Annotated in this window: 13 protein-coding genes and 1 tRNA gene; 8 read left to right on the forward strand and 6 right to left on the reverse strand. The window is 68.0% G+C overall.

The features are described from left to right. Positions 1-28: 28 nt before the first annotated feature. Positions 29-101 (forward strand) — tRNA-Glu (locus U9970_RS08590). Positions 102-126: 25 nt separating this feature from the next. Here the strand turns inward: U9970_RS08590 and U9970_RS08595 are convergent. Next, the gene (locus U9970_RS08595) at positions 127-597 is read right to left on the reverse strand and encodes an SRPBCC family protein (RefSeq protein WP_322766079.1); all 471 of its coding nucleotides are present in this window, start codon (positions 595-597) and stop codon (positions 127-129) included. 240 nt (positions 598-837) lie between these two features. On the opposite strand from U9970_RS08595, the gene U9970_RS08600 reads away from it, so the two are divergent. The 6 genes from U9970_RS08600 to U9970_RS08625 all read left to right on the forward strand — a co-directional run bounded on the left by U9970_RS08600 (position 838) and on the right by U9970_RS08625 (position 7,406). Then, positions 838-1,980 carry an FAD-binding oxidoreductase gene (locus U9970_RS08600; protein ID WP_322763885.1) on the forward strand — a complete coding sequence of 381 codons (1,143 nt, stop codon included), beginning with the start codon at positions 838-840 and terminating at the stop codon, positions 1,978-1,980. A 142-nt stretch (positions 1,981-2,122) separates the two neighbouring features. After that, positions 2,123-3,646, forward strand: coding sequence for a glucose-6-phosphate dehydrogenase (zwf, locus tag U9970_RS08605; protein ID WP_322763886.1), 1,524 nt, complete (start codon positions 2,123-2,125; stop codon positions 3,644-3,646). 36 nt (positions 3,647-3,682) lie between these two features. Then, positions 3,683-4,978 (forward strand): glucose-6-phosphate dehydrogenase assembly protein OpcA, encoded by a 1,296-nt coding sequence (locus U9970_RS08610; protein WP_322763887.1) that lies wholly within the window; start codon positions 3,683-3,685, stop codon positions 4,976-4,978. Continuing rightward, positions 4,979-6,445: a cobyrinate a,c-diamide synthase gene (locus U9970_RS08615; RefSeq protein WP_322763888.1), complete on the forward strand. Its 1,467-nt coding sequence runs from the start codon at positions 4,979-4,981 to the stop codon at positions 6,443-6,445. It abuts the gene before it with no gap. Then, positions 6,442-6,696, forward strand: coding sequence for an acylphosphatase (locus U9970_RS08620; RefSeq protein ID WP_322763889.1), 255 nt, complete (start codon positions 6,442-6,444; stop codon positions 6,694-6,696). The genes U9970_RS08615 and U9970_RS08620 overlap by 4 nt, the downstream gene beginning before the upstream one ends. A 23-nt stretch (positions 6,697-6,719) precedes the next feature. Then, the gene (locus U9970_RS08625) at positions 6,720-7,406 is read left to right on the forward strand and encodes a GAP family protein (protein WP_322763890.1); all 687 of its coding nucleotides are present in this window, start codon (positions 6,720-6,722) and stop codon (positions 7,404-7,406) included. Positions 7,407-7,419: 13 nt separating this feature from the next. Here the strand turns inward: U9970_RS08625 and U9970_RS08630 are convergent, their stop codons facing one another. From U9970_RS08630 to folD, 4 genes are all read right to left on the reverse strand, one after another. Beyond that, positions 7,420-8,844: an ATP-dependent DNA helicase gene (locus U9970_RS08630; protein WP_322763891.1), complete on the reverse strand. Its 1,425-nt coding sequence runs from the start codon at positions 8,842-8,844 to the stop codon at positions 7,420-7,422. Next, positions 8,837-9,322 carry a divergent PAP2 family protein gene (locus U9970_RS08635; RefSeq protein ID WP_322763892.1) on the reverse strand — a complete coding sequence of 162 codons (486 nt, stop codon included), beginning with the start codon at positions 9,320-9,322 and terminating at the stop codon, positions 8,837-8,839. The genes U9970_RS08630 and U9970_RS08635 overlap by 8 nt, the downstream gene beginning before the upstream one ends. Then, positions 9,319-10,221: a geranylgeranyl diphosphate synthase CrtE gene (crtE, locus tag U9970_RS08640; RefSeq protein ID WP_322763893.1), complete on the reverse strand. Its 903-nt coding sequence runs from the start codon at positions 10,219-10,221 to the stop codon at positions 9,319-9,321. The genes U9970_RS08635 and crtE overlap by 4 nt, the downstream gene beginning before the upstream one ends. 231 nt (positions 10,222-10,452) lie before the next feature. Then, on the reverse strand, positions 10,453-11,331 hold the full coding sequence (folD, locus tag U9970_RS08645) for a bifunctional methylenetetrahydrofolate dehydrogenase/methenyltetrahydrofolate cyclohydrolase FolD (protein ID WP_322766080.1): 879 nt from the start codon (positions 11,329-11,331) through the stop codon (positions 10,453-10,455). Positions 11,332-11,400: 69 nt separating this feature from the next. Between folD and U9970_RS08650 the strand changes: the two genes are divergently transcribed. After that, positions 11,401-13,470 carry an HDIG domain-containing metalloprotein gene (locus tag U9970_RS08650; protein ID WP_322763894.1) on the forward strand — a complete coding sequence of 690 codons (2,070 nt, stop codon included), beginning with the start codon at positions 11,401-11,403 and terminating at the stop codon, positions 13,468-13,470. Here the strand turns inward: U9970_RS08650 and U9970_RS08655 are convergent. After that, positions 13,467-13,976, reverse strand: a complete 510-nt coding sequence (locus tag U9970_RS08655; RefSeq protein WP_322763895.1) for a hypothetical protein — start codon at positions 13,974-13,976, stop codon at positions 13,467-13,469. The genes U9970_RS08650 and U9970_RS08655 overlap by 4 nt on opposite strands. Between the last annotated feature and the right edge of the window lies 1 nt (position 13,977).

Here is a 13,977-nt window from a genome sequence, read left to right on the forward strand (position 1 = left end):
CATCAACGCCCTACAGCGTTGTGGCCTCGCCCCCATCGTCTAGAGGCCTAGGACACCTCCCTTTCACGGAGGCGACAGGGGTTCGAATCCCCTTGGGGGTATACACAATTCCAACTCCTGCTCAGATCAGGATTGGGCAGCGCGGCGTTCGGCCTCTCGCTGCACTCCCCGCAGGTTGCTGGCTAGGTCTTCGCGCAGACGTTGCTCGATCAAGCCAATCGGCATGCCGGGCCGGCCCTGCACGGTGAGCTCGTAGAGCAGATGGGTGACCTCGCCCGTGCGGCCGATCTGCCAACAGCCTTCAAAGCGGCGGAAATCACCGCGGCACATGCAAAAGCGCAGCTCACCTGCCTCGAAATCTTCCTCCAGCTCGAGCTCCACCTTGGCGCTGAAATTCAGCCCACAAAACTGCTGGGTGCCCACCTGCTCCAAACCCACCCGGTTGCCGCGGCGCCACAGCTGGCGGGAGGAGGCCAGGTTGGGAATAAACCTGTTGAGATTGGCGTAATCGGTGAGCACGGACCAGATCCAGCGGGGATCAAGCGGTAGGCGCAACTGCACCGCCAGGCGCCTGGTGCCCTGGGGCAGCCGCTCCATCTCCTGCTGGATGGTGTCGAGGCTGCAAACGGAGGTTTGGGCGGAATTGATCACATTCGCAGGCCCCTTCGACAGCAAACCTGGCTCAGCCAGCTGGCCGGGCAGACCTGATTGGGCAAGAAGTTGCGCCAAGGACGCACGGCGTAAGTGTGCTGGGGCACAAACCTAGCGGTGTCTGCCGGGATTTCGCTGCAGCCGTGTTCCCTATGATCAGCGCGCTTTTGAGGGGACTGAGTCTGCATGCGTGTTTCCACTGGTCGCGCCACCCAGTCCGACAGCCGAATGTTCACCGTTGTGGTGGAAGCCTTTGGGGTGGGACGCCAGCGTCAGGCTGAACGCCGCCTCACCGTGCCATACGGCCAACTCCAGGCTCTGATGCAATCAATCGCACAGAAAGGTGGTCGCATCAGCGCCGTTCTCGCAGACGATGACGCCAGCCCAACACCTGCCCCTAAAGCAAACGCCACTCCTTCGAAACCCGCTGCCGTGTCCCACGCCGACGTTCCCGTCAACCTCTACAAGCCGAAGGCTCCGTTCGTCGGCACGGTGACCGACAACTACAGCCTGCTGGCGGAAGGGGCGATCGGCCGGGTGAACCACATCACCTTCGACCTCTCCGGTGGTGACCCCCAGCTGCACTATGTCGAAGGCCAGAGCATCGGCATCATTCCCGACGGCACCGACGCCAATGGCAAGCCCAACAAGCTGCGCCTCTACTCAATCGCCAGCACCCGCCACGGCGACAACCTGGAGGGCAACACGGTGTCGCTGTGCGTGCGCCAGCTGCAATACGAGAAGGACGGCGAGACGATCAACGGCGTCTGCTCCACCTTCCTTTGCGACATCGAACCCGGCGCCAAGGTGAAGATCACCGGCCCGGTAGGCAAGGAGATGCTGCTTCCTGAAGACGAGGAAGCCAACGTGATCATGCTGGCCACCGGCACCGGCATCGCGCCGATGCGCACCTACCTGCGCCGCATGTTTGAGCCCACCGAGCGGGAGAAGAACGGCTGGCATTTCCGCGGTAAGGCCTGGCTGTTGATGGGCGTGCCCACCACCCCCAACCTCCTTTACGACGACGACTTCAACCGCTACGCCAGCGAGTTTCCCGAAAACTTCCGCTACACCAAGGCGATCAGCCGCGAGCAGCAAAACGCCAACGGCGGCCGGATGTACATCCAAGACCGCGTCAGCGAGAACGCCGAGGAGATCTTCTCCTGGATTGAAAACCCCAAGACCCACGTTTATATGTGCGGCCTGCGGGGCATGGAGCCCGGCATCGATGAGGCGATGACCGTTGCCGCCACCGCCAAGGGTTTGAACTGGGCCGAGTTGCGTCCCCAGCTCAAAAAGGCCGACCGCTGGCACGTCGAAACCTATTGAGTTCGAGCCCAAGCCGCTTCCCCTGCCCGCCCCCAAGGCGGGCTTTTTTTTGGCGAATCCCACACAGAAACCATCACAAAGTGGGCCAAGCGGTGGGCGACGGCGCCAGGCCCGTTAAACCATGGGCACCAGACAGGCATTCATGGGCGCTGTGCTCACCAATCCACTGCGGGTAGGACTCCGCCAGGAGCGGGTTATCCCGCCCCAATGCCTGGTGATTTTTGGGGCCAGTGGCGACCTCACCCACCGCAAGCTGGTGCCGGCGCTGTTTGAGCTGTTTCGCCAGCGCCGCCTGCCCAGTGAATTTGCGGTGCTGGGCTGCGCCCGCCGCCCCTGGAGCGATGAGGAATTCCGCGGCAAGATGGCGGAGGCCATGGCCTCAGAGGTGGCTGAGCACCGGGTGGCCTGGGAGCAATTTGCCGCCGGCCTTTTCTACGAGCCGGTGGATCTGGAGGATCCCGCCTCGGTGGTGCGGCTGGGTCAGCGGCTAGAAGGCATCGACCGGCTGCGGGCCACCCGCGGCAACCGCACCTTCTACCTTTCGGTATCACCCAACTTCTACGGCAGTGGCTGCCGCTCCCTGGCCGCCGCCGGCCTGCTCAGCGATCCGGCCCGCAGCCGGGTGGTGATCGAGAAGCCCTTCGGCCGCGACTACGGCAGCGCCCAGGAACTCAACCGGGTGGTGCAGACCTGCGCCCAGGAAAACCAGATATTCCGGATCGACCACTACCTGGGCAAGGAGACGGTTCAGAACATCCTGGTGATGCGCTTCGCCAACACGATCTTCGAGCCGATCTGGAACCGCAACTACATCTCCAGCGTGCAGATCACGGCGGCCGAAACCGTGGGCGTGGAGGAGCGAGCCGGCTACTACGAAAGCTCGGGCGCCCTGCGCGACATGGTGCAGAACCACCTCACCCAGATGCTGGCCCTCACCACCATGGAGGCGCCGGGACGCTTCGACCCCGAGTCGATGCGCAACGAGAAGGCCAAGGTGCTGCAGGCGGCGCGCCTAGCCAATGAAGACGAGCCCTGGAAGTGCTGTGTGCGGGGCCAGTACGCCCCCGGCGGCTCCCTCAGCAGGCCGATCGCCGGCTACCGCCATGAGCCGGGGGTGAACCCGGAAAGCACCACGGAGACCTACGTGGCGATGAAGCTATTCATCAACAACTGGCGCTGGCAGGGCGTGCCCTTCTACCTGCGCACCGGCAAGCGCCTACCCAAACGGCTCTCCGAGGTGGTGCTCACCTTCCGCGAGGCACCGGTGCACCTGTTTGATGCCGCTGGCGGCGCCCCCACCCCCAACCAGCTGATCCTGCGCATCCAGCCGGATGAGGGCGCTGAATTTAAATTTGAGGTGAAGGCCCCCGGCTCCGGCATGCGCAGCCGGCCGGTGGACATGGCCTTCTCCTACGACGACAGCTTCGGCGAACCCAGCGACGAGGGCTACGTGCGCCTGCTGGCCGACGCCATGCTGGGCGACCCCACCCTCTACACCCGCAGTGACGAGGTGGAGGCCGCCTGGCGTCTCTACACACCGCTGCTGGAACTGATCGAGGACGCCCCCTCCCAGCTGCCCGTGTACCCCTACGAGGCCCGCACCTGGGGTCCTGCCGCCGCCGACAACCTGCTGGCCGAAGACGGCCTGGCCTGGCGTCGCCCCTGATTTCCGTTGACCTGACCCCATCCCGAGTCTGACCCCATGTCGACCCAGCTCACCCTCCAGGCTCCCCTCGCCCTACCCCCCGACCAGGTGCCCGGCTACCTGGAGCGCCTCTGGGATCGAGAGTTGGGCAGCTCCCCCGGCGCCGCCACCTTCACCCTGGTGGTGTGGGAGGGCTCCTGGCTGGAGCAGCAGCTGGTGCGCTGCGGCCGGCTGGATGGACCAATCACGGGTCTGCTCAATGAAACGGTGCTGGAGGCGGCCCGCGCCGCAGCGGTGAGCTGTGGCTTGCCCCTGAGCACGGCACCGATGGATCCCAAGCTGGCCTGGGCGCTCGGCCAGTTGGGCGGCAATCACCACGCCGAAGACCAGCGCGGCCAGTTTGTGGAAGGGGCGATCAGCGCCCACATGCCCCGGCGGCTGATCACCCTGGCCCCCACCCTCGACGGCGGCCAGCCGCTGGAAACCCTGGTGGCCGCGTACTGCCCCCTGCCGGAGGAGGGCGCTGGCGGCTCCGCCTGCGGCGACGTGGTGGTGCTCAGGGGCGGCACCGGTGCCCTGCGCCAGAACCTCGACCTGGTCCAACCCCTGATAGCCCCCGACCTGCCCTGCTGGGTGTGGTGGAATAGCAGCCTCGATGAGGCCCCTGAGGTGATGGCGGCTCTAGCCACCGGCGCCCGGCGCCTGGTGGTGGATTCGTCGCTGGGGGATCCACGCCGCTGCCTCGACCTACTGGTGGACCGGATCACGGCGGGCCAGCCGATCAACGACCTCAACTGGCTGCGGCTGCGCAGCTGGCGCGAATCGCTGGCGATGGTGTTTGATCCGCCCTCGCGGCGCGATGCACTCAATCACGTGGTGCAGCTCGACCTCGACGTGGAGGGCTCCAACCCTGTGAAGGGTTTGCTGTTGGCGGCCTGGCTGGCCGATCGGCTGGGCTGGCACCTGATCTCCACCTATGCGGTGGATGGCGATGGGGTGGGCGATGGCATCGGCGCCGAATTCGAGCGCACCGACGGCCAGACCGTGCGCTTCCGCCAGATGCCAGTGCCAGTGGGCGTACCCAAAACCCACCCCGGCGCCATGGTGGGGCTGCGGCTGATCTGCCAAAGCAGCCAGGGCTCACCGCTATGCGTGATCCTCTGCTCCGAATCGGGCGGCTGCATGCGGCTCGAATCGGGCGGCATGGCCAGCATGGAACTGGCTGAGGAGGTAGTGCCCCTGCCCAATGAGAGCGAGGAGATGGAGATGGCCCGCCTGCTCTCCGGCGGCCACGACTCCACCAACCCCCTGCTGGCAGCCGCCGCCCCCCTCGCCGCCAAACTGCTGCCCTGAATGGCCTGTCTGATCGCCGCGCCCAGCAGCGGCAGCGGCAAGACCCTGCTGTCGCTGTGCCTGGCGGCCTGGGCCCGGGCGCAAGGCCTGGGTTTGCAGCCCTTCAAGGTGGGGCCCGACTACCTCGATCCCCAGCTGCTCAGCCGGGTGAGCGGCCACACCTGCCGCAACCTCGATCCGCTGCTGTGCGGGCCCGAGTGGTTGGAGCGCTGCTTTAGCTGGCACGGCAGTCGGGCCGACCTGGCGCTGGTGGAGGGGGTGATGGGCCTGTTCGATGGCCGCGGCCCCAGCAGTGAGGGCAGCTCGGCAGCGGTGGCGGCCCAGCTCGGCCTGCCGGTGGTGTTTGTGGTGGAAGCGTCGCGGCAGGCGGGCTCCCTGGCGGCGCTGGTGCGGGGCTTCCGCGACCATGGCCCACCAGCGGTGCGGCTGGCCGGGGTGGTGCTCAACCGGGTGGGCAGCGAGCGCCACCACGCCCTGCTGGCAGAAGCGCTGGCCAGCATCGAGGTGCCGCTGCTGGGGGTACTGCCGCACCACCCCAGCCTGGAGCTGCCCTCCCGTCACTTGGGCCTGCTGCCGCCCGGCGAGCTGCACGACCTCGAGCAGCGCCAGGAGCAGTGGGCCGAGTTGGCCGCCCGCCACCTGGATCTGGAGCAGCTAGTGCCCCTGCTGGCCCCAGCAACAGCCGAGCCAGGGGCCGACAATCCGATCAGCTGGTGCCTGGGCCAGAGCCCCCAGCAGCCGAGCTCCCAGCCCCTGCCGGTGGCGATCGCCAGCGATGCGGCCTTCCATTTCCGCTATCCGGAGGCCGGCGAGCTGCTGGAAGCGGTAGGGCTTGAACCGCTGGCCTGGAGCCCCCTGGCCGATGAGCCGCTGCCGGCAGGCTGCCGGGCGGTGCTGCTGCCGGGGGGCTACCCGGAGCTGCACGCAGCCCAGCTGGCGGCGAGCCGGCGCAGCCTGGGCGACCTGGCCCGGGCTGCGGCGGCGGGGCTGCCGCTGGTGGCCGAATGTGGCGGCCTGCTGCTGCTGGGCGAGCATCTGGCCGATGGCGAGGGGCAGCTGCAGCCGATGGCGGGCGTGCTGCCCTTCCAGGCCCGCAAAGGCGCCCTGAGCCTGGGCTATCGCACGGCTACCGCCACGGCCAATGGCTTGCTGGTGCGACCGGGCGAGAGCTTTTGCGGCCATGAATTTCACCGCTGGCAACTGGAGCCCCTATCCAACTGCGACAGCTCTGTGGCAGCCGGCGACGGGCTGTGGCAGCTTGACGGCTGGGGGACCGCAACCCGGAGCGAAGGATGGACAGCGCCGAACGTGCACGCCAGCTGGCTGCACCTCCACTGGGCTGGATGCCCGGTGATTCCCTCACGACTGGCAGCCGCAGCCGCGCGCGCCGCGCCGCTGCCGACGAGCGCCGCTTCGTGCAGCCCCACGAACCCCGGCCCCAGATCCAGCAAGAGCGCTGGCGTTTGATCGTGCGCGGCCAGGTGCAGGGGGTGGGCTACCGGGCTGCCTGCAGCCTGCGGGCCCAGGATCTCGGCCTGAGCGGCTGGGTGCGCAACTGCTCCGATGGTTCGGTGGAGATAGAAGCTGAAGGCTGTCCGCAGGAACTCACCGAGCTGCGGCTGTGGTGCGAGAAGGGCCCGGCTGAAGCGGTGGTGAACAGCGTGGCCAATAGTCAGATAGCAGCCACCGGAACCGACTGGTTTGAAGTGCGTCGCTGAAATGCCCAAATAACGACCGCACCATGAGTTCCAACCTGCTCGGCGAGCTAGCAGCTTTTGGTTTGGCGATCGGCTTTTCGCCGCTGCACATCGGCCTGCTGCTGCTGCTCCTGCTCGGCCCCAAGCCGCTGCAGCGGGGCGGGCTGTTTGTGGCTGGCTGGCTGGTCACCGCCGCCCTGGCCGTAACCCTGCTGCTCACGGTGGGCCACGGCCTGCTGCTGAGCATGGACAAGGGCAGCGACCACCTCACCGGCCTCGACCTACTGGCCGCCGGCGCCCTGCTGGGGCTGGGGGCGAAGGAGCTGCTGAATAAGAATGAAGAGGGTGCGGGGCCGCCGGGCTGGACGCGCCGCCTCGATCAGTTCTGTGCCCTGCCCCTGCCGCTGCTGCTGGCCATCAGCACCGGCCTGCAGGTGGCCAGCCCCGACGATCTGTTTCTGTTTGCCAAGTCCGCCAGCAGCCTGCTTTCAGCGGGGCTTGGCCGCGGCCAGGAGCTGCTGGCTACTGGGGTATTCAGCTTGGTGAGCGCCAGCCTGCTGCTGCTGCCGCTGCTGGCCCTGCTGCTGGCCGGCCCAGAGCGCGTGCTGCCCCTGCTGGAGCGGGGCAAGCAGTGGCTGTTCGCCAAGGGCGACCTGCTGGTGGGCCTGGTGAGCGTGGCCCTGGCGGTGTATCTGGGCTGGCAGGGCATCGAGGGCCTGCGGCTGGCCTAGGCGGCCAGAGCTATCAGGAATCAGCCTGCAGCCAGTCGCTCCAAAGCTGCTGCTCGGCGAGGGGGCCTGGGCTCGCCACCAGCGACACCGCCTGGCTGGCACGGCTCACGGCCACATAGACCAGCTGGCGGCGCAGCACGGTGTCGCTGGGCCAGAACACATCGCCATCCACAAACACCTCGGCAAAAGTGCTGCCCTGGCTGCGATGCACGGTGAGAACGGCGGCCGGACCGAGGGAGGCAAAGGCATCTCGCACCAGGAAAAAACGGCGCCACAGGCCCTTGCCGTCCTGCTTGCCGGCGTCCTTGGCCTGCTGGCGTAGGCGGGCCAACACAGCCTCGAGGGCGATCCGGGCCGCCGAACCCAGGGGCGGCAGTAGCCGCAGGCTCAGCTGGCTATCGCCGGCCTCCACCCGGGCGGTGAGGGTATCGATCACCGGCGCATCAGGCACGCCGAAGTCGGCCAGATCGCAGCGCTCGGGCATGACATCGCGCACCACCAGCTCCCGGTTGGAGCCCAGCAGCATGTCGGGCTCCTCGGCGGCATCTTCACCCTCGCGGCAGGCGGGGGCCATCACGGCAGCGCGGGTGATCAGCACCTCGCCGGGCAGCACCGGCAGCTGGTCGGCCATTTCGCCGTGCAGGGCGCGGCGGGCGATCGGCACCAGCTGCTCGAGGGAGCGGTTCGTGTAGCAGAGGATGCGGGCTAGGTCGGGGTTGTCGGTTTCGGCGCTGCGGCGCAGGGCGGCCTGGGCGGCTTGCAGCCAGGCGCCGCGCTCCAGCAGGGCCACCTGACCGCTGGCATTGCGGATCGGCGGCAGCGGCGGCGGGCGGCGGCAGGGCAGGTCGCCCTGGCGCAACCCCGAGGCCAGGCGCAGCACCGGCCCCTGGTGGCGCACCACCTGGCGCAGCTCGGCCCGGCTGGCCCGGCCCAGGCTGAACACCGGGCTCACGGGTTCACCAACCGGCGGCAACTGGGCCGGATCGCCCACAAACACCAGCCGGGTGCGAAAAGGGTGGGCGCAGCGCAAGCTGATCTCCAGCAGGGTGGAGTCCACCATTGAGGCCTCATCGATCAGCACCAGGCCCAGGTGCTCGAGGGCGACGGCGGTTTGCTCGGTTTCCTCGCAGCGCTCGATATCACGCTGGCGCTTGAGTTTCAGCCGCAGCAGGCGGTGAATGGTGGAAGGAAACCAGGTGGGCGAAAGGCCAGCCCCAGCCAGGTAGGAGCGCAGCACACCCACGGCCTTATGGGTGGGGGCGACCACGGTCCAGCAGAGCCCGGTGGCCTCCACCTGGGCCAGAAAGCGCATCGAGAGGAAGGTTTTGCCGGTGCCGGCGTAGCCGCTGAGCACAAAGGGCGTGCCATCCGCCGGAGCGGCGAGCCAAGCGGCAAAAGCCGCTACTGCGACCTGTTGGTCGGCAGTGAGGTCAACCAACCGCGGTGAACCAGCCCAGGCCCTGGGCCAGATGCAGCGGCGAACCAGCCAGCACCAAGCCGGGCAAGGCAACCAGGGGCCCGATCAGGGCACCGATCAGCACCTCCAGGCGGGTGTGGCCGAGATTTTCCTTGAGGGGCTTCGGGGCGGGTCCCATCTCATTAACGCGGGCGGCGGTGAGGCCGGCGGCGCGGCGCACGCCAGAGGCGTCGTAGAGCACCACAAAACAGAGCACGGCCGCCAGGGCAAACAGGGGCCCCTCAAAGCCCTGCACCCAACCAAGGGCTGCGGTGGTGCCGGTGAGCAGGGCCGAGTGGCTCGAGGGCATGCCACCGGTTTCCACCAGCACCCGCGGATTCCAGCGGCGATGCACCACCAGCTCAATCACCAGCTTGGAGAGCTGGGCAACGCCACAGGCCGCCAGGCCCCACCAGAGCACGCCGTTGTCGAAGACGCCTATCAGCACGGGGTTACTCATCGGTCGCGGCTCGTGATGTAGTCGGCCAGGGCCAGCAGGGGCGCGGCACTGGCCTGCCAGGGAGCCAGGGCGGCCTTGGCCTCGGCCACTAGGGCATCAGCCCGCTGGCGCGATTCCTCTAAGCCCAGCAGCTTGGGGTAGGTGGTTTTGTCGGCGGTGAGATCCTTGCCGGCGGTTTTGCCAAGAACCTCACTGCTGGCGGTGACATCAAGGATGTCGTCGATGATCTGAAAGGCCAAACCAATGCCGCGGGCGTAGGTGCGCAGGGCGGCCAGCAGCTCCGCGGAGGCAGCAGCGATCAGGGCGCCGGTGAGCACGCAGGCCCGCAGCAGGGCGCCGGTTTTGTGCAGGTGGATGTATTCGAGGGTGTCGAGATCGACGGATTTGGCCTCGCACTCCAGATCCACCACCTGACCGCCCACCAGGCCGGGGGCGCCAGAAGCCAGGGATAGCTCTCCCACCACCGCCAGCAAGCGCTCGGCCGGCACGCCCGGGCTGCGCATCGCCACCATCTCAAAGGCGCGGGTGAGCAGGGCATCACCGGCCAGGATGGCGTTGGCTTCGCCATACACCTTGTGATTAGTGGGGCGGCCGCGGCGCAGATCGTCGTTGTCCATCGCCGGCAGGTCGTCATGGATCAGCGACATGGTGTGCACCATCTCCAGGGCCACCGCCGTGGGCATGGCCAAATCGCTGTCGCCACCAGCCAGCTCACAGGCCGCCAGGCAGAGGATCGGCCGCAGCCGCTTGCCACCGGCCAGCAGCGAATAACGCATCGCCTCGCGCAGGGATTCGGGCCGCTCCGGCCCCAGGGAGCCATCAAGGGCCGCCTCCACCCGCAGGCGGGTCGCCTCCAGATAGGCGGCGAAGTCAAAGGGGCTGGAGTCCGCCGCGGTCATGGAGCTTCGGCCAGGGGCCTCCGTGCTAGCGGGATTCTCTCAGGCGGGGTGGCGCAGGGTGCTCAAGAGCGCGGAACGTTGCGGCCTAGAGCTCTGGCTTCCATTTTCATGGTCTCCTTGATTCCGTACAACCTGTTCAGAATCAAGGACAGCAGCAGAACATCTCCCCCCCCCCCCCGGTCCTGTTCACCCCCTCGACCCTCTTCAGCCCAGGGACCATCCAATCCCCGCTCAGGGCACCAGATCGCCCAGGTCGTGGGCGACGCCGGCGCGGCGGCACCAGGCCACCACGGTGTTTACCAGCAGCATGGTGACGGTCATCGGGCCGACGCCACCAGGCACGGGGCTGATGGCGCTGGCGAGGGGCTCCACCTCCTCAAAGCGCACGTCGCCGCATAGACCGCTCTCGGTACGGTGAATGCCCACATCAATCACCACGGCACCGGGTTTGACATGCTCGGCGCCGATCATGCAGGGCCGGCCGGCGGCCACCACCAGCACGTCGGCCTGGCGGGTGAGGGCGGCGAGATCCGTGGTGCGGGAGTGGGCCACGCTCACGGTGGCATCGGCGGCTTGGAGCATCAGCGCCATCGGCTGGCCCACCAGGATGCTGCGGCCCACCACGACGGCCCGCTGGCCGCAAAGGGCCACACCGTGGCGGGCCAGCAGGGCCATCACACCAGCGGGGGTGCAGCTACGCGGCCCCGGCTCACCCTTGAGCAGCCGGCCCAGGTTGAGGGTGTGCAGGCCATCGGCATCCTTCTCCGGGTCGATCGCCAGCAGCAGGGGGCCTTCATCGAGGCAGGCAGGCAGGGGCAGCTGCAGCAAGATGCCGTCGCAGGCGGGATCGGCGTTGAGCTGCTGCACCGCGGCCAGCACTTCGGCAGCGCTGGCCGTGGCGCTGAGGTGGGCGCCCAGGCTGGTGATGCCCACCCGGGCGCAGGCCTTCTCCTTATTAGCTACGTAAACGCCGCTGGCCGGGTCGTCGCCCACCCGCAGCACCGCCAAACCAGGCGGGCGCCCCACGGCTGCCAGTCGCTCAGCGATCGTCGCCTGCAACCGGAGTTCGATCTCACCGGCCAGCTGGCGGCCGTCCATACGGGTGGCCATGGTGCAGAAAGCAAGCACGCCTTCCCAGCTTGCAATCCCGCCCGGCCTGGGGCCCGCTAGCGTTTTGGAATGGTGTTAAGGCGGCTGCGAACCCTGTGGCGGCAGTTATTGCGGCTGGAGCGCCCGCGGCATTCGCCGGGACTTTGGCGCAATCGCGATACAGCCTCAGTGCTACTGGTGTGCGCCCTGGTGGCCCTGGTATCGAGTTGGCCCTGGCTGGTGGAGCCAAACCTGCGACCCGGCATGGAGGCGCCCTTCACCGCTAGGGCGCCGCAGGCGGCAATGGTGGTGGATAGCAACGCCCTGGAGGAGCGGCGCCAGGAGTTGGTGCCTCGCAGCACGGTGCAGGTGGTGGATGAGCAGGCCAGCGGGCAACTGCGTCAAAAATTGGAGCAGGTTCTGCAGGCGGTGGAAAAGCAGGCCAAATCAGACCAGCAGCGCATCGAACCGGTGGCAATCACCAGCGAGGAGCGCAAGTGGCTGCGGGGGGCCGGGGGCACCCAGCTCACGGCCTGGGGCCGGGAGGTGCGTCAAGCCCAGCTGCGCATGCTCAGCCAGGGGCTGGCAGCTGGCGTGGCAGAAGGCCAGCTGCTGCAGGCGGCCACCCTGCAGCTCGAGCCCTTGGCACCGCTACCGCGGGGGCTGGGGGCACGGCTTTTGGCTAGCTCCCTACAGGGCCACTCCAACCTGCGCAGTGATCCAGGCCTGAGCCAGCGACGCATCGAGGCGTTGATCACCCAGCAGGGGATCCCCACGATCAAGGTGCAGCAGGGAGATCTGATCACCCGTCAGGGCGACACGATCAGCCCCCAGGCCTTTGACGTGCTCGATTACTTCGGCCTGGTGAACCGGCGGCCGCGGCCCCTGGCCTGGCTAGGTCATTTTCTTGAAGCGCTGGCCATGGCTGGCGTGCTGGTGCTGGTGCTGCGCCGCTGGCGGGCCTGCCTGGAGCCGCGGCAAGCGCTGCTGGCCCTGGGGGGCCTGCTGGTGGTGCAGGGTTTTGCGCTGTGGCTGGGACCGCTGGCGAGTCCGCTGGTGCTGCTGGTGCCCCCGGCGCTGCTGCTGGCCCAAGGCCTGGGCACCCCCTGCGGCTTGGCCTGGCTGGCGGCAGCCAGCTTCCTGTGGCCGATGCCGATCACGGCCCTGATGGGAGTGCGGCTGCTGGTGGCGGCAGCGGTGGGCAGCCTGGCGGCCCTGGCGGCCGGACGACAGCGCAGCCGGGCTGAACTACTGCAACTGGCGGTGCTGCTGCCCGGCGCCGGGCTGCTGCTGCAGTGGCTACTACTGCAATGGGGGCTGCAGGGGCCGGGAGCGGTGGCCCAGGTGGACCTCATTAGCGAAGCCCTGCTACTGGGCGGGCTGCTGATGGCGGGCCTGCTGCTTGCGCCGCTGGTGGAAACCTTCTTTGGCCTGGTGACGCGGGCGCGGTTGATGGAGCTGGCCGACCTACAAAGGCCCCTGCTGCGGCGGCTCTCGGTGGAAGCACCCGGCACCTTCGAGCACACCTTGATGATCGCGGGCCTAGCTGAGGAGGGGGCGCGGGCCATCCAGGCCGACATCGATCTGGTGCGCACCGGGGCGATGTATCACGACGTGGGCAAACTGCACGGCCCCCAGTGGTTTATCGAGAATCAGGGCGAGGGCGCCAACCCGCACGACAGCCTTGACGACCCCTTCGCCAGCGCCGCCATCCTGCAGGCCCATGTGGATGAGGGATTGAAGCTGGCCCGCCGCTATCGGTTGCCGCGGCCCCTGGCCGACTTCATCCCAGAGCACCAGGGCACCTTGAAGATGGGCTATTTCCTGCACCATGCCCGCGAACGGGATCCTGGCGTTGCCGAGGAGCGCTTCCGCTATCGGGGGCCAACCCCCCGCAGCCGGGAGACGGCGATCTTGATGCTGGCCGATGGCTGCGAAGCCGCCCTGCGCTCCCTGCCGCCAGGCACTTGCGAAAGCGAGGCTCGCCAGATGGTGCGCCGCATCATCGAAGCCCGCCAGGACGACAACCAGCTAGCCGAAAGTGGCATCAGTCGGGCCGAACTGGAACTACTGATCCGGGCCTTCGTGCGGGTGTGGCGGCGGATGCGCCACCGCCGGATCGCCTACCCGATCCCAGCCAGAAAGGGCTACAGCGCCTAGGGCGGCGCCTCAAAATGCTGCCAGGCCTCGAGCAGGGTGTAGGCGGCCAGTTTGCGCTGCCAGACATCTACCGCGCCGCCCTGATCGGGGTGCCATTGGGGCAGGTTGCGGCGCCAGGCTGAGCGCACCAGGGCCCAGTCGCTGCCGGGTTCCAAACCGAGCTCAGCGCAGGCCCGCCGGTAGGCATCAGGAGGCGGTGGTGCTATCGCGGCGGGGCGCCCAGAAGAACTCCGCACCAGCACGGGCCGAATGGTCACCCGCCTCGGCCTGCTCAGCAGCAGCCACAGGCCGCGCAGCAGCCCATTGGCAATCAGCAGGACACCCACCCCGGCGAAGATCGCCGGCGACCAGAGCATGCGCAGGCTGTCGGCAGCGAGCTGGGAGTTGCCCTGCCCCCCCTGCTGGCTGGCACCCACCAGGATGAAGGCGGCCAGCAGCGCACCGAGGCCCAGACTGATCAGGCCGTGCAGCAGCGAGTCCAGGGCTGGGCGGATCCGGGCGCTCATC

The organism is Cyanobium usitatum str. Tous, assembly GCF_963920485.1.
Taxonomy (GTDB): domain Bacteria; phylum Cyanobacteriota; class Cyanobacteriia; order PCC-6307; family Cyanobiaceae; genus Cyanobium_A; species Cyanobium_A usitatum_A.